Here is a 19,698-nt window from a genome sequence, read left to right on the forward strand (position 1 = left end):
GCTCTCCTTTACTTGCGCAGCAGGCGCAAGCCGTTGAATACCACCAGCAGGCTGACGCCCATGTCGGCGAACACCGCCATCCACATGCTCGCCTCGCCGGTCAGGGTCAGGGCCAGGAACAGCGCCTTGATCCCCAGCGCCAGACCGATGTTCTGCTTGAGGATGGCCGCCGTGTGCCGCGACAGGCGGACAAAGGCCGGGATCTTGCGCAGATCGTCGTCCATCAGCGCGACATCGGCGGTCTCGATCGCCGTGTCGGTGCCGGCCGCGCCCATGGCGAAGCCGATCTGCGCCCTGGCCAGCGCCGGTGCATCGTTGATGCCGTCGCCGACCATGCCGACCACGTCACCCTGCGCCTGACGCGCCTCGACCCAGGCCAGCTTGTCCGCCGGCAGCAGGTCGCCGTAGGCCTCGTCGATGCCGACCTGCGCGGCGATCGCCACCGCGGTGTGGGCATTGTCGCCGCTGAGCATGCAGGTGCGCACGCCCAGCGCGTGGAGTTCGGCGACCGCCTCGCGGCTGCTCCGGCGCAGGGTGTCGGCGACGGCGAACAGCCGCAGCGCCCGGCGCTCGTCGCACAGCGCCACCACGCTCTTGCCCTGGCGCTCCAGCGCCTGGAGCTGCGCCTCCAGCTCCGGCGAGCACAAGCCCAGCTGCTCGAGCAGACCGTGGTTACCCAGATACAGCCGCACCCCGTCGATCCGCCCACGGATACCGCGCCCCGGCAGCGCCTCGAACTCGTCCACCTCGCGTAGCGCCCGCCCCTCGGCGTGCGCTGCCAGCGCCCTGGATACCGGATGATCGGAGCGCGCGGCCAGGCTCGCGGCCCAGGCCTCGTGCAGCGCCTCGTCGCCTCCGACCAAGCCGAGGCTGTCGGTCCGCACCGGCCGGCCGTGGGTCAGGGTGCCGGTCTTGTCGAGGGCCAGCAGCGCCAGCTGGCGGCCGTTCTCCAGGTGCACGCCGCCCTTGATCAGGATGCCCTTGCGCGCGGCGGCTGCCAGGCCGCTGACGATGGTCACCGGGGTGGAGATCACCAGCGCGCAGGGGCAGGCCACCACCAGCAGCACCAGGGCGCGGTAGATCCACTCGAGCCAGGCGCCGGCGCCGAACAGCGGCGGCAGCACGGCGACCGCCAGGGCCAAGGCGAACACCGCCGGGGTATAGATGCGTGCGAAGCGATCGACGAAACGCTGGGTCGGCGCCCGCGCGCCCTGGGCCTGCTCCACCGCGTGGATGATGCGCGCCAGCGTGGTGTCGCGCGCGGCGGCCGTCACCCGCAGCTCCAGGGCGCCGGCCTGGTTGATGGTGCCGGCGAACAGCGGATCGCCGACGCCCTTGTCCACCGGCAGGCTCTCGCCGGTGATCGGCGCCTGGTCGACCGTGGATGAGCCGCCGATCACCTCGCCATCCAGGGCGATGCGTTCGCCGGGACGCACGCGCAGCAGATCGCCGACCCTCACGGCCTGCACGTCCACCTCGCGCCAGCTGCCGTCGGCCTGGCGCACCGTGGCGCGCGGTGGCGCCAGGTCCATCAGGCCGCGGATGGCGTTGCGCGCACGCTCGAGCGAACCGGCCTCGATCCGCTCGGCGAGGGCGAACAGCACCATCACCATCGCCGCCTCCGGCCACTGGCCGATCAGCACCGCCCCGGTCACCGCGATGCTCATCAGTGCGTTGATATTGAGTTTGCGATTCTTCAGGGCGATCCAGCCCTTCTGGTAAGTGCCCAGGCCGCACAGGCCGATGGCGGCGACCGCCAGCACCGCCACCAGCCAGTGCGGACCGAGCGAGGCGAAGTGCGCGATCTCCGCGGCGCCGGCCAGCGCGCCGGACAGCGCCAGCGGCCACCAGGGCCTGCGCGCGGCAAGCGGCGCGGGCGTGGCGGCGACGGTCTCGTCCTGCACCTGCGGGGTAAAGCCCAACGCGCGGATCGCCGGCAGCACGCGCGCCAGGGCGTCGGCCTCGTGGGCGACGGTGAGCACGCGCTGCAGCAGATTGAACTGCAGCGCGCCGACGCCCGGCAGGCCGGCCAGCGCATCGCGGATCAGGCGCTCCTCGGTCGGGCAGTCCATCTGCTCGATACGGATACGGGTGCTGAGCTGACCGGCGTGTGGCGCGGCGACAGGATCATGGCTGGCGCGCGCCGTCCGGCACGCTGGCGAATGGTCGCAGCAATGGGACATGAGGGGTCTCCCTGGGGGGTCTGTTGCGCAGTACACACCCTGAAGTCACTATAGGGTCAAGCCCTGAATGGAGGACGCACCATGAAGATCGGCGAATTGGCGAAACGGGCCGGCTGTCAGGTCGAGACCATCCGCTACTACGAGCGCGAGAGCCTACTGCCGGCGCCTGCCCGCACCGACGGCAATTACCGGGTGTACACCCAGGAACACCTCGAGCGCCTGGTATTCATCCGCAACTGCCGCACCCTGGACATGACGCTGGAGGAGATCCAGCGCCTGCTGGCCCTGCGCGACCTGCCGCGGGAAAACTGTGCCGGCATCAACAGCCTGGTGGACGAGCATATCGAGCACGTCGAGCAACGCATCGCCAGCCTGCAGGCGCTGCGCCGTCAGTTGAGCGAGCTACGCGAGCGCTGCAGCGGTACGCGGGCGGCCGAAGCCTGCGAGATACTGCGCCAGCTCAACGTCAGCGGCGGCGTGCAGCCCCTGCCGGACGACGGCCACACCCATGTGGGTAAAAGCCACTCCCACTGAAAGGCCGCGTCGCAGTCGCCCCTCCAGGCCACCGGAACTGGACTAGGCTTGCTCTTCAAGCGAAGCGGCCGGGCAAGCCGCCGGTTACCAAGGAGAGAAGAGCATGTCTGCAAAGTTCGAGCTGAAAAAAGCCAAAGACGGTCAGTTCCACTTCAACCTGCTGGCGGGCAACGGCCAGATCATCCTGAGCAGCGAGATGTACAGGGCCAAGGATTCGGCACTGAGCGGCATCGATTCGGTGAGGAAGAACGCTCAGCGCGAAGGCGCCTTCGAAACCGGGACGTCCAGCAGCGACAAGCCCTACTTCGTGCTCAAGGCCACCAATGGCCAGGTGATCGGCCAAAGCCAGATGTATGGCAGCGTCGCCGCCTGCCAGGGCGGCATCGAGTCGGTACGGAAAAATGCACCGGCCGCCGAGCTGGACGACCAGACCGGCTAATCCACCGGTTTCCTGAAGACGTAGAAGAGGTTCGGCTCGCTGATCAGGTACAGGTTGCCGGCATCGTCCGTGGCCACCCCTTCGGCCTGCGGCACGCCGCGCCGCAGGCCGTGCTGGCCGCGCAGCAGCGACAGGGTGCTGACCGGCTTGCCCGCCGCGTCCAGTTCGATCACCAGGCGCGACTCGTCCGACAGTGCCAGCAGATGCCCCGTGCCACTGTCGAAGTCCAGGCTCGACAGATCGCGCACGAACAGCCGCGCGTCGCGCTGCGGATCGGTACTGACCTGCAGCGACAGCGGCCTGCCGGCATCGACATGGGGGAAGCCGCGCACCTCGAAGATGCGCACCGGATCGCGCTCCTTGGCCACCAGCAGGCGCTGGCCCGCCGCATCGAAGGCCAGGCCCTCGAAGCCCTTGTTGCCGTTAAGGCCGATACCCAGCGACAGCTGCTGGAAATCGCCGGCATCGATAATCCGGGTGGCATCGTCGATACGCACCTTGACCAGGCGCTGCTCGCGCTCGTCGGCGATCACGTAGAGGCCAGGCCCCACGTACTCGATGGCCTCGGGATCGCCGAAGCCTTCGAGGTCGATGATCCGCAAGAGCTCGCCGTCCAGGCTCAGCTCGATCACCTTGGCCGGCTTGTTGGTGACGCTGAACAGGCTGCGCCGGTCCGGATCGTAGGTCAGTGCCGAGACGTCGCTGATGCCGGCGATCGGCTTGGCATCGATCACCACCTGGTACTCGCCCAGCCACAGCGAGCGCTCACGCCAGCTGGTGCCGTGCTGCCACTCCTGCACGGCAAACCAGCCGCGCTCGAACAGGCGATACTGCTGGGCGAGAACGCCACCGACGAGCAGAAGGAAAACCAGCAGGTAGAGCCAGGGATTGAAGCTCAGCAGGCGGCGCATGACGACTCACTCTGACGACCACGGAAAAGCCCGCCACGAACGCCATCGGGCGGGCCAGGGAAAGCGTGCGAATCAGTTGATCAGCTCGACGCGGTCGACATCGATCTCGCGGCCGTTGAAGTCCTTGTCCACCTCACCGCTCAGACGCACCTTGGCGGTTTCCGAAACGTTCTGGTTCGGCCAGTCCTCGTCGTCGATCTCCACCTGGATGGTGCCGCTGGCGTCCTTGAACTCGTAGAGCTCGTCCTGCAGGCGCTTGACGATCTGGCCTTCGAGCACCACCTGGGTGTCGTCGCCGGCCTCCAATGCGGCGGATACGCTGGTGACCTGCGGCGTGACGCCCGGGCCGGTGTAGCCGGTGGCGAAGGCGGCGGTGCTGAGCAGGGGCAGAGCCAGCAGAGCGAGAGCGGAGCGTTTCATGGTGTTGACCTCGTAGTGGGTAAGTGACGGGGTCAGATTAGGGCGACAAGCTGAAGCCAGACTGAATCGGCGCTTAAGCCAAGCTGAACCGCTCAACCGGCGTCCGGCGCCGGCTTGCTGAACATATAGAACAGGTTCGGCTCGGCGACGATATAGATGTTGCCCTGCTCGTCCATGGTCACCCCCTCGGCCTGCTCGATGCCGCGCTGCAGACCGTTGCGCCCGCCGCTGAGGCTGAGGAAGCTGACCGGCTGGCCCGCGCGGTCGAGCTCCAGCAGCAGGCGCGACTCGTCGGACAGCACCAGGGTGTGGCCGGTGCGCCCGTCGATGCTCAGCGAGGAGATATCGCGCATGCCCAGGTGCGGGCTGGCCAGCGGCTGCAGCACGCCGGCGGCGCCGTCCCCGACGGGAATCGGCAGGCTGAACAGGCCCAGCGGGCCGCGCTCCTTGCCCAGCAACAGGCTGTGGCTGCGCGCATCCCAGGCGATACCCTCGAAGCCCTTGTTGCCGGCGTCGGCGAAGCCCAGATCGAAACCGGGGAAATCGGCGGCATCCAGGCTCAGATCAGCCTCGCCCAGGGTGAAAGTGGTGAGCCGGCGGCGGCGCTCGTCGATGATCGCCATGCGCCCGTCGCCGAGCATTTCCACCCCTTCCGGGTTGCTAAAGCCGCTCAGTTCGATGCGCCGCAACACCTCGCCGCGACGCGACAGCTCCACCAGCAGCGGATGCTTGCCGGTGACGGTGAACAGCGTGCCGGTGGCCGGGTTGTAGGTCAGCCCCGAGGTTTCGTCATGGTCCAGCCCGCTCAGCGCCTTGGCCTGGATAACCGCTCGGTAGCCGGGCAGCCAGATGCTGGCCAGGCGCTCCACCAATGGCGTGCGCCCCTCCTGCCACCACAGCCGGGCACGGTCATCCCAGTGCTGGTAGTGCGCCAGGGCGGCCAACGCCAATACGGCGAGGCCGGCGAGCCGGCGGCGGGAAAGGAGAAGGCGGAAACGGGAAGGGTTCATCGGCGACGGCTCGGCTGCTTGATGGCAATCCGACATCCGTCGCCGGCGGGAGTTCCGCCGCCCGTCGAATGAGGGTGAACCCTTATAGCACGCGACTGCTGAAGCGACTGTAACCGGGCAACTCCAGCACCAGCTCGTCGCCCTTGTGCAGCGCGCCGACGCCCACCGGGGTGCCGGTGAGAATCACATCGCCCGGCTGCAGGGCGAAGTGCCCGGCCATGTGCTGGATCATCGGCAGGATCGGATTGAGCATGTCGCGGCTGTTGCCGTCCTGGCGGGTCTCGCCGTTGATGGTCAGGCGAATGCCGATGTCGGCCAGGTCCTCGACGGCATCGCCGGGCACGAAGGGCGCCAGCACGCAGGCGCCGTCGAAGCTCTTGGCGATTTCCCAGGGGTAGCCCTTCTCCTTGAGCTTGCTCTGCAGGTCGCGCAGGGTCAGGTCCAGGGCCGGGGCGAAGCCGCTGATGGCGTCGCGCACCTCTTCGGCATCCGGCCTCGATGACAGCGGCTTGCCGATCAGCACGGCGATCTCCGCCTCGTAGTGCACCGCGCCGCGGTCGTCGGGAATGGCGAAGCCGTCATCCAGCGGCACCACGCAGGAACCCGGCTTGATGAACAGCAGCGGCTCGCTGGGCACCGGGTTGTTCAGCTCGGCGGCGTGCTCGGCGTAATTGCGACCGATGCAGACCACCTTGCCCATGGGGAAGTGGATCGGAGTGCCGTCGGTGTACTGGTGCTGATAGCTCATCGGGGGCTCCTGATCAGTAGGGTGCGCCGTGCGCACCAAGACGCGTTTGGTGGCTGATCGCTGGTGCGCGCAGCGCACCCTCCGAGATCAAACGGCAAAGATCTTGCCGGGATTCATGATGCCGTTGGGGTCGAACACCGCCTTGACCGCCTTCATGCAGGCGATTTCCGCCGGCGAACGGCTGTAGTGCAGGTAGTCGCGCTTGGTCATGCCCACGCCGTGCTCGGCGCTGATCGAGCCGTTGTACTTCTGCACGGTCTCGAACACCCATTTGTTGACCACCGCGCACTTGGCGAAGAATTCGTCCTTGCTCAGGCTCTCGGGCTTGAGGATGTTCAGGTGCAGGTTGCCGTCGCCGATATGGCCGAACCACACCACCTCGAAGTCCGGGTAGTTGGCCTCGACGATGGCGTCGATGTCCTTGAGGAAGGCCGGCACCTGGCTGACGGTGACCGAGATGTCGTTCTTGTACGGCGTCCAGTGGCTGATGGTCTCGGAGATGTACTCGCGCAGCTTCCACAGGTTCTGCAGCTGCTGCTCGCTCTGGCTCATCACCCCGTCGACCACCCAGCCCTGCTCGACGCAATGTTCGAAGGTTTCCAGCGCCTGGTTGGCCACCTCCTCGGTGGTCGCCTCGAATTCCAGCAGGGCATAGAACGGGCACTCGCTGTCGAACGGCGCCGGCACGTCGCCGCGCGCCAGCACCTTGGCCAGGGCCTTGTCGGAGAAGAACTCGAAGGCGGTCAGGTCGAGCTTGCCCTGGAAGGCGTGCAGCACCGGCATGATCGAGTCGAAATCGGGGGTGCCGAGGACCATCGCGGTGAGGTTCTTCGGCGCCCGATCCAGGCGCATGGTCGCCTCGACCACGAAGCCCAGGGTGCCTTCGGCGCCGATAAACAGCTGGCGCAGGTCGTAGCCGGTGGCGTTCTTGATCAGGTCGCGGTTGAGCTCCAGCAGCTCGCCGGTGCCGGTGACCACCTTCAGGCCGGCCACCCAGTTGCGGGTCATGCCGTAGCGAATCACCTTGATCCCGCCGGCATTGGTGCCGATATTGCCGCCGATCTGGCTGGAGCCGGAGGAGGCGAAGTCCACCGGGTAGTACAGGCCCTTGTCCTCGGCGAACAGCTGCAGCTGCTTGGTCACCACGCCCGGCTGGCACACCGCGGTGCGGTCGTACTCGTTGAAGGCGAGAATCTGGTTCATGTAGTCGAAGGCGACGACGACTTCGCCATTGGCCGCCACCGCAGCGGCCGATAGGCCGGTACGCCCGCCGGACGGCACCAGGGCGACCTTGTGCGCGTTGGCCCAGCGCACGATGGCCTGCACCTGCTCGATGCTCTTGGGGAACACGATGGCCGAAGGCGCCGGGGCGAAATGCTTGGTCCAGTCCTTGCCGTAGGCCTCGAGGGAATCGGCGTCGGTCAGCACCTTGCCGGGCTCAACCAGGGTCTTCAGCTCTTCGATCTGGGCGGGGGTGGTCATCTACGGAACTCTCAAAGGATTCATGGTCGCCCTGAGAACCATTCAGGTCGCAACCGAGCATTGAAAAAGGCGAACATGCTAGCATACGCACCCCGTGAATCGAGCCGTGTAGCGATCTACGGGCGCTGGCTGAGTTTCTCGGCCCTTCCCTGCCAACATCCCTGGGACAACAGGTACTCCGATGAGCAAGACCTCTCTCGACAAGAGCAAGATCAAGTTCCTTCTTCTCGAAGGCGTCCACCAGAATGCCGTGGACACCCTGAAGGCCGCCGGCTACAGCAATATCGAGTACCTCAAGGGCGCGCTGTCGGGCGAAGAGCTGAAGGAAAAGATCGCCGATGCCCACTTCATCGGCATCCGCTCGCGCACCCAGCTGACCGCCGAGGTCTTCGACTGCGCCAAGAAGCTGGTCGCCGTCGGCTGCTTCTGCATCGGCACCAACCAGGTCGACCTGGACGCCGCCCGCGAGCGCGGCATCGCGGTGTTCAACGCCCCCTACTCGAACACCCGTTCGGTGGCCGAGCTGGTGCTGGCCGAGGCCATCCTGCTGCTGCGCGGCATCCCCGAGAAGAACGCCTCCTGCCACCGCGGCGGCTGGATCAAGTCGGCGGCCAACTCCTTCGAGATCCGTGGCAAGAAGCTGGGCATCGTTGGCTACGGCTCCATCGGCACCCAGCTCTCGGTACTGGCCGAAGCCCTGGGTATGCAGGTGTTCTTCTACGACACCGTGACCAAGCTGCCGCTGGGCAACGCCACGCAGATCGGCGACCTGTACGAGCTGCTCGGCCTGTGCGACATCGTGTCCCTGCACGTGCCGGAGCTGCCGTCCACCCAGTGGATGATCGGCGAGAAGGAAATCCGCGCGATGAAGAAGGGCGGCATCCTGATCAACGCCGCGCGCGGCACCGTGGTCGAGCTGGACCACCTGGCCAACGCGATCAAGGACGAGCACCTGATCGGCGCCGCCATCGACGTGTTCCCGGTCGAGCCGAAGTCCAACGACGAGGAATTCGAGAGCCCGCTGCGCGGCCTGGACCGGGTGATCCTGACCCCGCATATCGGCGGTTCCACCGCCGAGGCGCAGGCCAACATCGGCCTGGAAGTGGCCGAGAAGCTGGTCAAGTACAGCGACAACGGTACCTCGGTGTCCTCGGTCAACTTCCCCGAAGTGGCCCTGCCGTCGCACCCGGGCAAGCACCGCCTGTTGCACATCCACGCCAACATCCCGGGCGTGATGAGCGAGATCAACAAGGTGTTCGCCGACAACGGCATCAACATCTCCGGTCAGTTCCTGCAGACCAACGACAAGGTCGGCTACGTGGTGATCGACGTCGACGCCGAGTACTCCGACCTGGCGCTGGAGAAGCTGCAGCACGTCAACGGCACCATCCGCAGCCGCGTACTGTTCTGACCTTGGCGGCAAACGAAAAGGGCGACCCTCGGGTCGCCCTTTTGCGTGCCGGCATGAGCGGGCTCACTTCACCGTGACGCTGATCTTCTCGGAGATCACCGGCGGGTCCAGCGGCACGTGGTTCTTGTCGCCGAGCAGCAATTGCAGGGTGTGCTTGCCCGGCGCCAGGGTCACTTCGGTTTCGGTCTGCCCCTTGCCGAAGTGACGCACGGCATCGCTCGCCGGCAACGGCATGTCCATCGCCGGCAGCGGCTCGACATCGACCAACAGGTGGTGGTGCCCGGTCGCCGGCACATCGACCCCGGCAGGCGCCACGCCCATGCCCTTGAGGCCGAAGCGGACGGTGAAAGTCCCGTCGACCGTGGCGCCGTCCTGCGGCTCGATGAAGTAGACCTGCGCCCCTTCCGGGGCCGGTGTACGCGGCATTTCGGCCCAGGCCGTGGCGCAGGTCGCCAGCGACAGGGCAGCGCAAAGGGAACTCAGCGTTCTTGTCATGGGAAACATCCTTGGTCATGGCGGACAGGCATACGAGTCTAGTCCGCGGAAGAGGTTCCCGTTGCGCTTTCCAGCTCCGCCAGCACCCGCTGTGCCTCGTCCAATTGCTCCTCGCTGAATACCTGTACGCCCTCGCGGCGCAGCAGCGCGGCGGTGACGCCCTCGCCGGGCACGCGCACGCCGCCGAAGCTGCCGTCGTAGTTCTCCAGGTTGCCGCAGGACGGGCTACGCGCCTTGAGCAGCGCCAGGCGGATGCCGTGCTCGCGCACCAGCGCCAACGCCTGCTGCGCGCCTGCGAGGAATGCCGCGGTGACGTCCTCGCCGTCGACCGTCAGCACCGCCAGGCGGCCCTCGAGCACGGCGCCGCCCTGCCCGCCGCGGATCTCCGCCGGGGGGCGGGGCGTCGGCAGACCGCCGGCCACTTCAGGACAGAGCGCCACCACCCGCCCCTCGTCCAGCCAGCGCTGCAGCAGGTCGAACGGACCGTGGGCACCGCCGTCGTAGCGCACCCGATGGCCCAGCAGGCAGCGGCTGACCAGAATCTTGTGCATCACCACACCTCGTTGCCGCGGCGCCTGAACCAGCCGGTCAGCGACAGGCGTTCGCGCGTGGCCGGCAGCACCTCATGGGGCATGTCGGCGGAGAGAAACAGCGCCAGGGTGCCGGCCTGCGGCAGCACCTCGTGCTCGCTGCCGTCCGCCGGATACAGGCGCAGGGCGCCTCCTTGCTCGGCCTGCCAGTCCTCGTTGAGGTAGAACACCGCCGACACAGTGCGCCGGTCGTCGTCGCGGAAGCGATCCAGGTGACGCAGGTAGAAGGTGCCCGGCGCATAGAGCGCGAAGTGGCACTCGAAGTCTTCCAGGCCGAGGAACAAGGCGCGGTTCAGGGCCAGACGCAACTCGTCCATCAGTTCCAGATAGCGGTCGCTGGCCTCGCTCTGGCCGGGCTCCAGCCACTGGATATGGTCGCCGCGAATGCCTTCCTGCAGCTGCTGGGCACTGCCGCGGCCAACCCCGGCAGCGCTGAGCTCGCCGCGGTGCGCACGTTTGCGGCACTCGGCCGCCAGTTCACGGGTCAGAGCCTGAGGGAGGATCAGGTGCCGCTGCGCCCAGCCCTTGGCGGCCAGGTCGTCGATGAGGTGGTGCAGGCTGAGTTCGTTCATGGCGGCGATTCTAGCAGCGCCCCGACATGGCTCGACAAGCCCCGGCCCACCCCCGAAAATAGCCGGCCGCTGCCACCCGGTCGACGGTACGGCCCGTTTGCCAAGGAGTTCTCGATGCGTCTTCTGTGTGCCTTGCTGCTGCTCGGCCTGGTTCTGCCGGCGCTGGCCGACGATTACCTGCGCCTGTATCAGACGGCCGGCTGGCCGCAGCAGCGCGAGCATTTCAATCAGGCCCTCGACGCGGCCCAGCAGCGCTATCGCAGCACCTTGCCGCCGGCCATCTACGAGGCCCTGGTGGACAACAGCAACCGCCGCTTCGCCGCCGCCGCCATCGACCAGCGCGCCCAGCACAGCCTGCGCCTGCTGTTGGACGACCCACGGCCGGCGCTGGCGTTCTTCCAGTCCGAGCTGGGACGCAAGATAGTCGCCGCCGAACAGCTGGCGACGCGCAGCGATCAACTGGCCAGGTACGCGGGCGGCCTGCCGCGCAGCGAGGCCGACGCCACCCGGCGCCTGCTGATTCGCCACCTCGCCCAGGCCCTGCCGGCCAAGGAGGCCGGCGCCGAGGTCAGCCTGGCGCTGGCCGGCGTCGCCGCCGACAGCCTTAGCCAGATGATCCCCGGCCTGCTCGGCGGCGCCCAGGCGCAGAGCCTGCTCGACGGCCAGCGCGAGCGCCTGATGACGCAGATCGAGCAGGATCTGGACAACACCCTGCTGCATGTCTACCGGGAGCTGAGCGACCCCGAGCTGGAGCAGTTCGTCGAGTTCGCCCAGTCCGAAGGCGGCCAGGCCTACTACCAAGCGGCGCTGCAGGCGCTGCGCGCAGGTCTCGCGGTGGGCATGAGCACGGCCGAGCTGGGGGAGCCGGCGCAGGGGATCTGACTGGGTAGGGTGTCGCGGGCCGCCCAGGCCATGCGCACCTGATCGAGACTCGGCGTGCATCGCGGTGCGCGCGGCGCACCCTACGCCAGGCGTTCGCTGAGGAAAGCGAAGTAGCGCCGGCGCAGCGCCTCGTTCTCGTTGGCCAGGTGATGGCGCGCCTCAGGCAGGCGCAGGATGCCCGGCCGGCTGAACTTGTCCTGCAGCACCTCGAGGTTGTGCCGCCAGTCCACCGTCAGGTCCGCCTCGCCCTGCACGATCAGCGGACTGTGCGCGCTGCGCGGCGCCGCCTCGATGCGCGGCACCCACTGCGCCAGGGCGCCGACCCAGGCGGTGGGCAGGCTGCGCGGCTGCAGCGGATCGAGGTTGTGGACGAAGTCGATGAACGCGGCGTCGCTCGAGTTCTCGCTGAAACGCCGCGGAATCTCGCGCACGAAGGGGCGCAGCAAGCGGTAGCTGAGCTTCGACCAGGCCCAGGCGCGCGGTCGCACCAACGGCGCCAGCAGGATGCTCTGGCCCAGTTCGGGACGCGGATCGCCGGTCAGCAGATAGTCCAGCAGGATCGCCCCACCGGTGCTCTGCCCGCATAGATGCCAGGGCTGCGGCAGGTCCAGTTCGGCAGCCTGCTCGAACAGCTCGAGCAGCACCTGCTGGTATTCGGCGAAGTCATCGATGCTGGCGCGTGCGCCGCTGGACAGGCCGTGGCCGGGCAGATCGCAGGCCAGCACGGCGAGGTTCAACGCCAGCGCCCAATCGACGACATGGCGGTACAGCCCCATATGGTCGTAATAACCGTGCACCAGCAGCAGGGTGCCGCGCGGCTCGGCCGGCGCCCACAGCTGCACGGCAATCTGGTAGCCGGCGGCGCTGAAACTGCCCAGGCGATGATCCAGCCCGGCGTGGCGGTCGCCCAGGTCCAGGCCATAGAAGCTGCGATAGGCCTGCACGGCCGGCAGCTCCAGGTGCGCTGCGGCCAAGGGTCGCAGCAGGGGGCGCAGTTGTTCGGGCTGAAACGGCTCTGGCATGGGGCTTTCCATAAATGGGGCGGCGATCCGCACGGCACCGCGCGATGCAGCGATATTCAGCTGCCGCGCGCATCGTGGCAAGCTAGGCGCCCCTGATCCCACGCCCTGCCCGCATGCCCCGCCCCTCGCCCAAGACCTTGCTCGTCGCCCTGCTCGCCCTCGCCTGGCTGGGCGGCATGCTGCTGGCCTACCGCTGGTTCGAGACGCGCTACCTGCGCCCCTTCGACGAACGCGCCGCCGTGTTCTCCGGCGCCGAGTTGCGCCTGGCGGACGAACTCGCCGGGCCAGGGGCAATCCGCCTGGTGCACTTCTGGGACCCGGCCTGCCCGTGCAACGTCGGCAACCAGCAGCACCTGGCCGAGCTGATCGCGCGCTATGGGCCGCAAGGCGTCGAATTCCACGTGCTGCAGAAACCCGGCAGCCAGGGCCGCCTGCCAGCCGAACTGGCCGCCCTCAAGCCAATCGACGCTCTGCCCGGCAGCGCCGGTCTGCCCGCCAGCCCGGCGGTGGCGATCTGGGACAGGCAAGGCCAGCTGGCCTATTTCGGCCCCTACAGCGAAGGCCTGACCTGCAACTCGAGCAACAGCTTCATCGAGCCGATACTCGAGGCCCTGGCCGCGGGACGCCGGGTCGATGCCAGCAATACCCTGGCGCTGGGCTGCTTCTGCGACTGGGCCGAACCGAGCGACGGCTGAACCTGTAGGGTGGGTTAGCGACGCCATAGGCGAGTCGACAGACGCCGCGGAGGCGGTGCGTCGCGTAACCCACCAGGCGATAGACCGCATTGCGCCGATGGTGGGTTACGCCGCAGCGAACATGGCGAATCGACCGATAAGTGCGACAAGCGGCTAACCCACCCTACGAGAGCCCCCTCAACCGCCCGTCGCCAGCCCCCGCGGCGTACCGCCCTGCCAGCGGCGAAAGGCGCGGTAGAAGGGCGACAGCTCGGCGAAACCGCAGGCCCGCGCCACCTCGCGCACGCCTAGGCCCTGCTCCAGCAGACGCAGGGCGCGCAGCCGGCGCACCTCGTCGTGCAGTGCGCGAAAGCTGCCGCCCTGCTCGCTCAGCGCCCGCTGCAGGGCGCCGCGGCCGAGCCCCAGCGCCGAGGCGCAGCCCGCCAGGCTGCACGGCGCGCGCCCCAGGTTGAGCTCCAGCCAGTAGCGCACCCGCGCCAGCAGCTGGTTCTCCACCAGCTCGGCCAGCTGCTTCTCGGCTTCTGCGCCGAGCACCTCGAACAGTCGCGGACTGGCGCTACGTGTCGGCCGCGCGAGCAAAGCACGCGGCAGGATCAGCGCGTCGTGGGCCTGGGCGAAGCGCGGCGCCACGCCGAGCAGGCGGCGATGCTCCTGCGTGCGCCTGGGCGCGGCGTGGCGGAAGTCGACGCCGCGCAGCGGCAGCTCGCCGCCGGCCGCCGCCAGCATCTTCGGCAGCAGCACGGCCAGGCACTCCATCTGCTGGCGCAGCGAACCGACACCGCGGTAGTTGAGGTCGATCACCAGGCGCGCCTCGTCGCCCTCTTCCTCCAGACCCGCGGCGAAGCCGCCGGAGAGGATGTGCTGGAAGCGCACGAAGGCCTGCAGGCCCTGGCGCAGGTCGCGCGCCGCCAGCAGCAGGTAGCCGACCACGTCCATCGGCCGCGGGCGCATCACCTCGCCCAGGTGCAGGCCGATGTCGGCGTCGCCGCTGATCCCTTCCAGGGCCTGCCAGAAGCGCGGGGCATTGTCGTGCTCCTCGCGCGCCTCGAGCAGCGGCTGGGTCAGCGGCATGCCGGCGTAGGCGCGGCGATAGGTGTCGGTGGGGTCCAGGCCCAGCTCGGCCAGCGCCTCGTAGAGCAGGCGGCGCAGGGTCGAGGAATGGGTCAGGGCGGCCTGAGGCGCGGCGCTCATGAGGTCTCCGCGGTGAAAATTGACCATAGACTTCCAGTGCCGCGGCATTTGGTCAATGCACCGGCGGCCGCGGCTGCGCAGAATGCAGCCCGACGCCATCAACAAGGATCGCCCGCGATGAAACGCCCCCTCACCGCCCTCGCCCTGCTGCTCGCCGCCGCGGCCGGCGGCCTGACCTGGTACCTGCACGGCAAGCAGCCGCAGCGCGACGGCGAGCTGAGCCTGAGCGCGCTGCAGGCGCCGGTCACGGTGCGCTTCGATGAGCGCGGCGTGCCGCATATCCGCGCCGAGCACGAGGCCGACCTGTACCGCGCGCTGGGCTACGTGCATGCCCAGGACCGCCTGTTCCAGATGGAGATGCTGCGCCGCCTGGCCCGCGGCGAGCTGGCCGAGGTGCTCGGCGAGAAACTGCTGGACACCGACCGCCTGTTCCGCACCCTGGGCATCCGCGCCCATGCCGACGAGCATGCCAGTCGCCTCGACCGCGACAGTCCGGCCGGCCGCGCCCTGCTGGCCTACCTCGACGGCATCAACCAATACCAGGCCAGCGGTCCGCGCCCGCTGGAGTTCGACCTGCTGGGCATCGAGCCGCGCCCCTTCACGGTCGCCGACACCCTCAGCGTGGCCGGCTACATGGCCTACAGCTTCGCCGCCGCCTTCCGCACCGAGCCGGTGCTGAGCCATGTGCGCGACCGCCTAGGCGCCGACTACCTGCAGGTCTTCGACCTCGACTGGCACCCGCAGGGCGTGGTTGGCGCGCCGCTGGCCGCCGGCGACTGGCAGGATCTGGCAGCCATCGCCAGCCTCAGCCATGCGGCGCTGGAGGGCAGCGGCCTGCCGCAGTTCGAGGGCAGCAACGCCTGGGCCGTGGCCGGCAGCCGCACCGCCAGCGGCAAGCCGCTGCTGGCCGGCGACCCGCATATCCGCTTCGCCGTGCCGGCGGTGTGGTACGAGGCGCATCTGCAGGCGCCCGGCTTCGAGCTGTACGGCTACCACCAGGCGCTCAATCCGGTCGCCTCGCTGGGCCACAACCGCGACTTCGCCTGGAGCCTGACCATGTTCCAGAACGACGACGTCGACCTGATCGCCGAGCGGGTCAACCCGGACAACCCCGAGCAGGTCTGGTACCAGGGGCGCTGGGTGGAGCTCGAACGGCGCAGCGAAACCATCGCGGTCAAGGGCGCCGAGCCGGTGCAGCTGAGCCTGCGTCGCTCGCCGCACGGGCCAATCATCAACGATGCCCTCGGCCAGGCCGCCGGCAGCACGCCGATCGCGCTGTGGTGGGCCTTTCTCGAGACCGACAACCCGATCCTCGAGGCCTTCTACCGGCTGAACCGTGCCGACACGCTGGACAAGGCCCGCGCCGCCGTCGAGAAGATCGAGGCGCCGGGGCTCAACGTGGTGTGGGCCAATGCCGCTGGCGACATCGGCTGGTGGGCGGCGGCCAAGCTGCCGCTGCGCCCGGCCGGGGTCGATCCGAACTTCATTCTCGACGGCGCCAGCGGCGAGGCGGACAAGCCCGGTTGGCACCCCTTCGCCGCCAACCCGCAGGAAGAGAATCCGGCGCGCGGCTATATCCTCTCGGCCAACTACCAGCCGCTGGCAGCCAGCGGCATCGAGGTGCCTGGCTACTACAACCTGGCCGATCGCGGCCAGCGCCTGAACCAGCGTCTGAGCGACGCCGCGGTGAAATGGGACCAGCACAACAGCCAGGCGCTGCAGCTCGATACCGGCACCGGCTACGGCCCGCGCCTGCTGGCGCCGATCCTGGACGAGCTGCGCGCCGCCGCGGCAGACGAGCGCGAACGCGCGCTGGTCGAGCAGCTGGCGGCCTGGGACGGCGACCACCGACTCGACTCGCTGGCCGCCACCCTGTTCAACCAGCTGGCCTATCAGTTGGCTCGCGAAGCCATGGCCGACGAGCTGGGCGAGGTGTTCTTCGCCAGCCTGCTCTACACCCGCGTGCTGGACAGCGCCCTGCCGCGGCTGAGCGGCGACGCCGACTCGCCCTGGTGGGATCGCCAGGGCAGCGCACAGCGCGAGAGCCGCGCGCAGATAGTCGCCGGCGCCTGGCGCGCCAGCCTGGCGCATCTGCGCGACCAGCTCGGCGATGACCCCGGCGACTGGCGCTGGGGCCGCGCCCATACCCTGACCCACGGCCACCCGCTGGGCCAGCAGCCGCTGCTGGCCAGGCTGCTCAACGTCGGTCCGTTCGCCGCACCCGGCGGCCACGAGACGCCGAACAACCTGTCGCACAAGGTCGGGCCGGCGCCCTGGCAGGTGGTCTACGGACCTTCGACCCGGCGCCTGGTCGACCTGGCCGACGCCGACCGCGCCCTGGGTGGCGTCCCGGTGGGGCAGAGCGGCGTGCCGTTCGACACCCACTACCAGGACCAGGCCGCCGCCCACGTGGCCGGCCAGTACCAGCCGCAGCACCTGAGCGAGGCGGACGTGGCTGCGCACAACCGCGGCACGCTGCGCCTGCTGCCGCGCTAGGCGGCACCGTCGGTCTCTGAGCGCACCGCGTGCACCATTCGGTGCGCGCGGCGCACCCTACTGAGGCGCGCCGGCGGCGCTGCGGTGCGCCGCGAAATGCCGGCGAGCCCAATAAAATCGCGGCTTTCGGCCTTCGTAATAAAATTGGCACAGCGTCTGCATAGGCTAAGGCAATCCCAGTTTCGGGGACCTTGGTACAGGCAGGCCGGGGAATCCCCTCTTTTATTCGCGGCGCAGGGTCAGTCGCACCCGCCAGCGCCCATCGACCTCCACACCGCGCCACTGCCCGCCCAGCGGGCGGGCCGCCACCAGCATCAGGCGCAGATCGCGTCCCTCCCGCTGAATCCGCCAGTTGACCGGGGTGCCATGCAGATCGAGGCGGCCCTGGCGTTCGCGACCGTAGGCATCGACGAAACGGTAGCTCAGCGCACCCTGGACGTGCTCGGCGAGCGCCTCCGGCTCACGGTTGAACCAGATCTGCAGCCCCCCGGCCCAGGGCCCGGCATCCTCGATGCGCAGCGGCGCCGGCTCGAACAGACGACCGAGCAGCGTGCCGACGAGAAACGCCAGCAGCGCCAGCGAGGCCATGAAGCGCCGGCGAAGACGCGGCCTGGGGTCCTCGACCGGCGTAGAATGGCCGTCGTCCCTGTGCTCGGAGCCCTGCATGTTCCACGTCATCCTCTTTCAACCGGAAATCCCGCCCAATACCGGCAACATTATCAGGCTGTGCGCCAACAGCGGCTGCCAGCTGCACCTGATCGAGCCGCTGGGCTTCGAGCTGGACGACAAGCGCCTGCGCCGCGCCGGCCTGGACTACCACGAGTACGCCACGCTCGAGCGCCATCCCGACCTCGCCAGCTGCCTGGCCAGCCTCGGCCAGCCGCGCCTGTTCGCCTTCACCACCAAGGGCTCGCACGCCTTTCACGAGGTCGCCTACCGGCCCGGCGACGCCTTCCTGTTCGGCCCGGAGAGCCGCGGCCTGCCGGAGGAGGTGCGCAACGCCCTGCCGCCCGAGCAACGCCTGCGCCTGCCAATGCGCGCTGGCTGCCGCAGCCTGAATCTGTCCAACACCGTGGCGGTGACCGTCTACGAGGCCTGGCGGCAAAACGGCTTCGCCGAGGCCGAGATGTAGGGTGTCACGGTGACGCCTGGCGGTGGTGCGCGCGGCGCACCCTACAAAATTCGTAGGAGCCGCGCCCCGCGGCGAATGCTGTGCACAACGCCGATCGTGCGCAATGGCTGCAAACGCTTCGCCCCGAGGCGGGGCTCCTACACTGTGTTCGCGGGTTCCTTCAGGTGCTGTGTCGTGACCTGCCAACGGCTGCAAGGCAAAGAAAAAGCGCCCCACAGGGCGCTTTCTCGTTCGACCAACCCGCCCTTAGTGCGCGGTGACTTCGCCCTGCGCCTGCTGCTGACGCTGCAGTTCCTGGGCGTACAGCGCGTCGAAGTTGACCGGGGCGAGCATCAGCGCGGGGAAGGAGCCGCGGGTGACCAGGCTGTCGAGCGCCTCGCGAGCGTAGGGAAAGAGGATGTTCGGGCAGAAGGCGCCGAGGGTGTGGCTCATCGAGGCGGCGTCCAGGCCCTTGATCAGGAAGATGCCGGCCTGCTGCACTTCGGCGATGAAGGCCACTTCCTCGCCATTCTTCACCGTCACCGAGAGGGTCAGCACCACTTCGTGGAAGTCGCCGTCCAGGGTCTTCTGCCGGGTGTTGAGGTCCAGGCCGACGCTCGGCGTCCACTCCTGACGGAAGATTTCCGGGCTCTTCGGCGCCTCGAAGGACAGGTCCTTGACGTAGATGCGCTGCAGGGAGAATTGCGGATTCTGCTGTTCGCCGGCGGCGGCGCCGCTGTTTGCTTGTTCGGTCATGGCCTTTGCCTTCTTGTCTTGAGGTTTATGCGGGGCTCTGCAGCAGCGCATCGAGCTTGCCGGCGCGCTCCAGGGCGTAGAGGTCGTCGCAGCCACCGACATGGGTGCTGCCGATCCAGATTTGCGGCACCGAGCTGCGCCCGGCCTTGCGGGTCATCTCGGCGCGCAGCGCGGGCTGGCCGTCGACGCGGATCTCGTCGAAGTCCACACCCTTGCTCGCCAGCAACTGCTTGGCGCGGACGCAGAAGGGGCACCAGTCGCTGGAGTAGATGAGCACCTCGGCCATGTCACTTCACCAGCGGCAGGTTATCGCCACGCCAGCTGGCGATGCCGCCGGACAGCTTGGCCGCGGTGTAGCCGGCCTTCTTCAGCTCGCGGGCGATGCTGCCGGCGTGCTGGCCCATGGCGTCGACCACGACGATGGTCTTGGCCTTGTGCTTCTCCAGTTCGGCGATACGCGCGGCAACCTTGTCGTAGGGAATGTGCAGGGAATCGACGATATGCCCGGCGGAGAAGTCCTTCTGCGCGCGCACGTCGAGCACCACGCCCTTGTCGCCGTTGACCAGCGCGGTCAGCTCGCGGCTGGACAGGCTCTGTCCGCCCTTGAGCATCTCGCTGACGATCAGCGCGATCAGCAGGACGACGAACAGGCCGCTCAGTACATAGTGGTTGATGACGAACTCAATCAGGTTGGCGAACATCTATAAGACCCAGGACGGTAAAATGCCGGCCAGTATACACAGCCCCACA

At 68.4% G+C, this 19,698-nt stretch carries 22 protein-coding genes; 7 read left to right on the plus strand and 15 right to left on the minus strand.

All coding sequences use genetic code 11. The annotated features are described in order from the left end of the window. Positions 1 to 8: 8 nt before the first annotated feature. Positions 9 to 2,183 carry a heavy metal translocating P-type ATPase gene (locus tag ACUTAF_RS19345; RefSeq protein ID WP_445581501.1) on the minus strand — a complete coding sequence of 725 codons (2,175 nt, stop codon included), beginning with the start codon at positions 2,181 to 2,183 and terminating at the stop codon, positions 9 to 11. Between the two features lie 81 nt (positions 2,184 to 2,264). On the opposite strand from ACUTAF_RS19345, the gene cadR reads away from it, so the two are divergent. Both cadR and ACUTAF_RS19355 read left to right on the plus strand, forming a co-directional pair. Continuing rightward, the gene (gene cadR, locus ACUTAF_RS19350; protein WP_445581502.1) at positions 2,265 to 2,717 is read left to right on the plus strand and encodes a Cd(II)/Pb(II)-responsive transcriptional regulator; all 453 of its coding nucleotides are present in this window, start codon (positions 2,265 to 2,267) and stop codon (positions 2,715 to 2,717) included. A gap of 103 nt (positions 2,718 to 2,820) precedes the next feature. Beyond that, positions 2,821 to 3,156, plus strand: coding sequence for a YegP family protein (locus ACUTAF_RS19355; protein ID WP_445581503.1), 336 nt, complete (start codon positions 2,821 to 2,823; stop codon positions 3,154 to 3,156). On the opposite strand, the gene ACUTAF_RS19360 is transcribed toward ACUTAF_RS19355, so the two are convergent. From ACUTAF_RS19360 to ACUTAF_RS19380, 5 genes are all read right to left on the minus strand, one after another. Beyond that, entirely contained in the window at positions 3,153 to 4,067 is a 915-nt protein-coding gene (locus ACUTAF_RS19360; protein WP_445581504.1) for an SdiA-regulated domain-containing protein, read from the minus strand. The genes ACUTAF_RS19355 and ACUTAF_RS19360 overlap by 4 nt on opposite strands. 72 nt (positions 4,068 to 4,139) lie before the next feature. Beyond that, positions 4,140 to 4,487 (minus strand): NirD/YgiW/YdeI family stress tolerance protein, encoded by a 348-nt coding sequence (locus ACUTAF_RS19365; RefSeq protein WP_445581505.1) that lies wholly within the window; start codon positions 4,485 to 4,487, stop codon positions 4,140 to 4,142. Positions 4,488 to 4,579: 92 nt separating this feature from the next. Further along, positions 4,580 to 5,497: an SdiA-regulated domain-containing protein gene (locus tag ACUTAF_RS19370; protein WP_445581506.1), complete on the minus strand. Its 918-nt coding sequence runs from the start codon at positions 5,495 to 5,497 to the stop codon at positions 4,580 to 4,582. 82 nt (positions 5,498 to 5,579) lie between these two features. Next, positions 5,580 to 6,245 carry a fumarylacetoacetate hydrolase family protein gene (locus ACUTAF_RS19375; protein WP_445581507.1) on the minus strand — a complete coding sequence of 222 codons (666 nt, stop codon included), beginning with the start codon at positions 6,243 to 6,245 and terminating at the stop codon, positions 5,580 to 5,582. Positions 6,246 to 6,332: 87 nt separating this feature from the next. After that, positions 6,333 to 7,727 (minus strand): FAD-binding oxidoreductase, encoded by a 1,395-nt coding sequence (locus ACUTAF_RS19380; RefSeq protein WP_445581508.1) that lies wholly within the window; start codon positions 7,725 to 7,727, stop codon positions 6,333 to 6,335. Positions 7,728 to 7,908: 181 nt separating this feature from the next. On the opposite strand from ACUTAF_RS19380, the gene serA reads away from it, so the two are divergent. After that, complete coding sequence (serA, locus tag ACUTAF_RS19385; protein WP_445581509.1) at positions 7,909 to 9,138, plus strand: phosphoglycerate dehydrogenase; 1,230 nt, start codon at positions 7,909 to 7,911, stop codon at positions 9,136 to 9,138. A 63-nt stretch (positions 9,139 to 9,201) separates the two neighbouring features. Here serA and ACUTAF_RS19390 read toward each other — a convergent pair whose 3' ends face one another. The 3 genes from ACUTAF_RS19390 to ACUTAF_RS19400 form a co-directional block, all read right to left on the minus strand. Further along, entirely contained in the window at positions 9,202 to 9,564 is a 363-nt protein-coding gene (locus tag ACUTAF_RS19390) for a DUF4399 domain-containing protein (RefSeq protein ID WP_445582478.1), read from the minus strand. Between the two features lie 107 nt (positions 9,565 to 9,671). Further along, positions 9,672 to 10,184 (minus strand): 2-thiouracil desulfurase family protein, encoded by a 513-nt coding sequence (locus ACUTAF_RS19395; protein WP_445581510.1) that lies wholly within the window; start codon positions 10,182 to 10,184, stop codon positions 9,672 to 9,674. Further along, a complete protein-coding gene (locus ACUTAF_RS19400; protein WP_445581511.1) occupies positions 10,184 to 10,795 on the minus strand; it encodes a 2OG-Fe(II) oxygenase in 612 nt (203 codons plus the stop codon). Before ACUTAF_RS19400 ends, ACUTAF_RS19395 begins: the two co-directional genes overlap by 1 nt. A 114-nt stretch (positions 10,796 to 10,909) precedes the next feature. Between ACUTAF_RS19400 and ACUTAF_RS19405 the strand changes: the two genes are divergently transcribed. Then, entirely contained in the window at positions 10,910 to 11,677 is a 768-nt protein-coding gene (locus ACUTAF_RS19405) for a hypothetical protein (protein WP_445581512.1), read from the plus strand. An 80-nt stretch (positions 11,678 to 11,757) separates the two neighbouring features. Here ACUTAF_RS19405 and bipL read toward each other — a convergent pair whose 3' ends face one another. Next, positions 11,758 to 12,699: a phospholipase BipL gene (gene bipL, locus ACUTAF_RS19410; RefSeq protein WP_445581513.1), complete on the minus strand. Its 942-nt coding sequence runs from the start codon at positions 12,697 to 12,699 to the stop codon at positions 11,758 to 11,760. 113 nt (positions 12,700 to 12,812) lie between these two features. Here bipL and ACUTAF_RS19415 point away from each other — a divergent pair, with 113 nt between their 5' ends. After that, positions 12,813 to 13,394, plus strand: a complete 582-nt coding sequence (locus ACUTAF_RS19415; protein ID WP_445581514.1) for a DUF6436 domain-containing protein — start codon at positions 12,813 to 12,815, stop codon at positions 13,392 to 13,394. Positions 13,395 to 13,571: 177 nt separating this feature from the next. Here ACUTAF_RS19415 and ACUTAF_RS19420 read toward each other — a convergent pair whose 3' ends face one another. After that, the gene (locus ACUTAF_RS19420) at positions 13,572 to 14,585 is read right to left on the minus strand and encodes an AraC family transcriptional regulator (protein ID WP_445581515.1); all 1,014 of its coding nucleotides are present in this window, start codon (positions 14,583 to 14,585) and stop codon (positions 13,572 to 13,574) included. 117 nt (positions 14,586 to 14,702) lie between these two features. Between ACUTAF_RS19420 and ACUTAF_RS19425 the strand changes: the two genes are divergently transcribed. Next, entirely contained in the window at positions 14,703 to 17,081 is a 2,379-nt protein-coding gene (locus tag ACUTAF_RS19425) for a penicillin acylase family protein (protein WP_445581516.1), read from the plus strand. 222 nt (positions 17,082 to 17,303) lie between these two features. Here ACUTAF_RS19425 and ACUTAF_RS19430 read toward each other — a convergent pair whose 3' ends face one another. Further along, entirely contained in the window at positions 17,304 to 17,747 is a 444-nt protein-coding gene (locus ACUTAF_RS19430) for a hypothetical protein (protein WP_445581517.1), read from the minus strand. Here ACUTAF_RS19430 and trmL point away from each other — a divergent pair. Then, positions 17,746 to 18,213: a tRNA (uridine(34)/cytosine(34)/5-carboxymethylaminomethyluridine(34)-2'-O)-methyltransferase TrmL gene (gene trmL / locus ACUTAF_RS19435; RefSeq protein ID WP_445581518.1), complete on the plus strand. Its 468-nt coding sequence runs from the start codon at positions 17,746 to 17,748 to the stop codon at positions 18,211 to 18,213. The two genes, ACUTAF_RS19430 and trmL, sit on opposite strands and share 2 nt — an antisense overlap. A 246-nt stretch (positions 18,214 to 18,459) precedes the next feature. Here trmL and secB read toward each other — a convergent pair whose 3' ends face one another. From secB to ACUTAF_RS19450, 3 genes are read right to left on the minus strand one after another with little or no spacing between them, the layout of a single operon-like run. Further along, positions 18,460 to 18,948: a protein-export chaperone SecB gene (gene secB / locus ACUTAF_RS19440; protein WP_445581519.1), complete on the minus strand. Its 489-nt coding sequence runs from the start codon at positions 18,946 to 18,948 to the stop codon at positions 18,460 to 18,462. A 25-nt stretch (positions 18,949 to 18,973) separates the two neighbouring features. Further along, on the minus strand, positions 18,974 to 19,234 hold the full coding sequence (grxC, locus tag ACUTAF_RS19445) for a glutaredoxin 3 (protein WP_445581520.1): 261 nt from the start codon (positions 19,232 to 19,234) through the stop codon (positions 18,974 to 18,976). Between the two features lies 1 nt (position 19,235). Next, positions 19,236 to 19,649, minus strand: a complete 414-nt coding sequence (locus ACUTAF_RS19450; protein WP_445581521.1) for a rhodanese-like domain-containing protein — start codon at positions 19,647 to 19,649, stop codon at positions 19,236 to 19,238. Positions 19,650 to 19,698 lie beyond the last annotated feature (49 nt).

The organism is Pseudomonas sp. SP16.1 (assembly GCF_052682975.1).

Excerpts from the sequence above, each read along its gene's own strand:
- ACUTAF_RS19345 (WP_445581501.1), bottom strand. The coding sequence starts at position 2,183 with ATGTCCCATTGCTGCGACCATTCGCCAGCGTGCCGGACGGCGCGCGCC.
- cadR (WP_445581502.1), top strand. The coding sequence starts at position 2,265 with ATGAAGATCGGCGAATTGGCGAAACGGGCCGGCTGTCAGGTCGAGACC.
- ACUTAF_RS19355 (WP_445581503.1), top strand. The coding sequence starts at position 2,821 with ATGTCTGCAAAGTTCGAGCTGAAAAAAGCCAAAGACGGTCAGTTCCAC.
- ACUTAF_RS19360 (WP_445581504.1), bottom strand. The coding sequence starts at position 4,067 with ATGCGCCGCCTGCTGAGCTTCAATCCCTGGCTCTACCTGCTGGTTTTC.
- ACUTAF_RS19365 (WP_445581505.1), bottom strand. The coding sequence starts at position 4,487 with ATGAAACGCTCCGCTCTCGCTCTGCTGGCTCTGCCCCTGCTCAGCACC.
- ACUTAF_RS19370 (WP_445581506.1), bottom strand. The coding sequence starts at position 5,497 with ATGAACCCTTCCCGTTTCCGCCTTCTCCTTTCCCGCCGCCGGCTCGCC.
- ACUTAF_RS19375 (WP_445581507.1), bottom strand. The coding sequence starts at position 6,245 with ATGAGCTATCAGCACCAGTACACCGACGGCACTCCGATCCACTTCCCC.
- ACUTAF_RS19380 (WP_445581508.1), bottom strand. The coding sequence starts at position 7,727 with ATGACCACCCCCGCCCAGATCGAAGAGCTGAAGACCCTGGTTGAGCCC.
- serA (WP_445581509.1), top strand. The coding sequence starts at position 7,909 with ATGAGCAAGACCTCTCTCGACAAGAGCAAGATCAAGTTCCTTCTTCTC.
- ACUTAF_RS19390 (WP_445582478.1), bottom strand. The coding sequence starts at position 9,564 with ATGCCGCGTACACCGGCCCCGGAAGGGGCGCAGGTCTACTTCATCGAG.
- ACUTAF_RS19395 (WP_445581510.1), bottom strand. The coding sequence starts at position 10,184 with ATGCACAAGATTCTGGTCAGCCGCTGCCTGCTGGGCCATCGGGTGCGC.
- ACUTAF_RS19400 (WP_445581511.1), bottom strand. The coding sequence starts at position 10,795 with ATGAACGAACTCAGCCTGCACCACCTCATCGACGACCTGGCCGCCAAG.
- ACUTAF_RS19405 (WP_445581512.1), top strand. The coding sequence starts at position 10,910 with ATGCGTCTTCTGTGTGCCTTGCTGCTGCTCGGCCTGGTTCTGCCGGCG.
- bipL (WP_445581513.1), bottom strand. The coding sequence starts at position 12,699 with ATGCCAGAGCCGTTTCAGCCCGAACAACTGCGCCCCCTGCTGCGACCC.
- ACUTAF_RS19415 (WP_445581514.1), top strand. The coding sequence starts at position 12,813 with ATGCCCCGCCCCTCGCCCAAGACCTTGCTCGTCGCCCTGCTCGCCCTC.
- ACUTAF_RS19420 (WP_445581515.1), bottom strand. The coding sequence starts at position 14,585 with ATGAGCGCCGCGCCTCAGGCCGCCCTGACCCATTCCTCGACCCTGCGC.
- ACUTAF_RS19425 (WP_445581516.1), top strand. The coding sequence starts at position 14,703 with ATGAAACGCCCCCTCACCGCCCTCGCCCTGCTGCTCGCCGCCGCGGCC.
- trmL (WP_445581518.1), top strand. The coding sequence starts at position 17,746 with ATGTTCCACGTCATCCTCTTTCAACCGGAAATCCCGCCCAATACCGGC.
- ACUTAF_RS19430 (WP_445581517.1), bottom strand. The coding sequence starts at position 17,747 with ATGCAGGGCTCCGAGCACAGGGACGACGGCCATTCTACGCCGGTCGAG.
- secB (WP_445581519.1), bottom strand. The coding sequence starts at position 18,948 with ATGACCGAACAAGCAAACAGCGGCGCCGCCGCCGGCGAACAGCAGAAT.
- grxC (WP_445581520.1), bottom strand. The coding sequence starts at position 19,234 with ATGGCCGAGGTGCTCATCTACTCCAGCGACTGGTGCCCCTTCTGCGTC.
- ACUTAF_RS19450 (WP_445581521.1), bottom strand. The coding sequence starts at position 19,649 with ATGTTCGCCAACCTGATTGAGTTCGTCATCAACCACTATGTACTGAGC.